We start from the raw sequence: 865 nt of genomic DNA, 5'->3' as shown, positions 1-865 counted from the left end.
CCCTACTCCGCCAACTGGCGATAACCGAGACCGTTACCTGCAAGCTGCTGACAAATTCAAATTGATGAAAATTTTAAATTTTTTACTTCTTTTCATATTCACTCTGAATTGTTATTCCCAACACAATTTAAGAGAATATTACTATCCAATGAGTGATAAAGTGGAGACTAAAATTTATAAATATGTAGATAGAAATGATACGACGTATGTGGAATATTGGAAAATTAAAACTGATCCTATCAAAAATACAATTGTAACCGATAGTTATAGATCAAACTTTAGAATCTATAACGTTTTCCAAGAAGAATTAAAAGATGATGGAGCTTATCTCACAAAATATGAAGATTATAACTCAAATCAGAAAGCAATTCCAAGTGAGATAACTAAAAATGAGGTTTACAAATGGACGGATACAAGTTCTTATAGTTATTCAGTCACCTATGAAGTAGAGAATGAAAATATTAAAGAAAGAATGACGAAAACCAGAAAACAAATTGGTTTTGAAGATATAGAGGTTAGAAATAAAACATACAAAACAGTAAAATTTCTAGATCTGTACAAAATGGAAATGCTAGGTTTAGATTTGGACTACAATATGGAGCAAACAACTTTCTATGCCAAAGATTTCGGAATGGTAAAGTATAAAAGATTTATTCCTAATGGAAATTCAATAGAGTTAGAATTAGATAAAATTCTAACTGAAAAAGAATTTGAAGAACTAAAAGCAGCCAGCAGGTAACAACGGCTCATCGCCAATAACGGGTATCATCGAAAAAGTGTAATTTTAGAAACCAGGAAATAAAACAAATAAGCCGACAATTCCGCATCCCAACTCCCGCAACTGGCGATAGCCGAGACCGTTGTA

General features: G+C 32.1%; 1 protein-coding gene. It reads left to right on the top strand.

Features of this window, described 5'->3' with window-relative positions; genetic code table 11:
* Positions 1-739 (top strand): hypothetical protein (locus ML462_RS16015; protein WP_240714841.1); only part of this gene is annotated, 739 nt, incomplete at its 5' end.
* Between the last annotated feature and the right edge of the window lie 126 nt (positions 740-865).

The sequence above is a fragment of the Christiangramia lutea genome, assembly GCF_022489035.1.
GTDB lineage: Bacteria > Bacteroidota > Bacteroidia > Flavobacteriales > Flavobacteriaceae > Christiangramia > Christiangramia lutea.
Note: the sequence above shows the minus strand (reverse complement) of the source record. Positions and strands in the feature narration are given on the sequence as shown.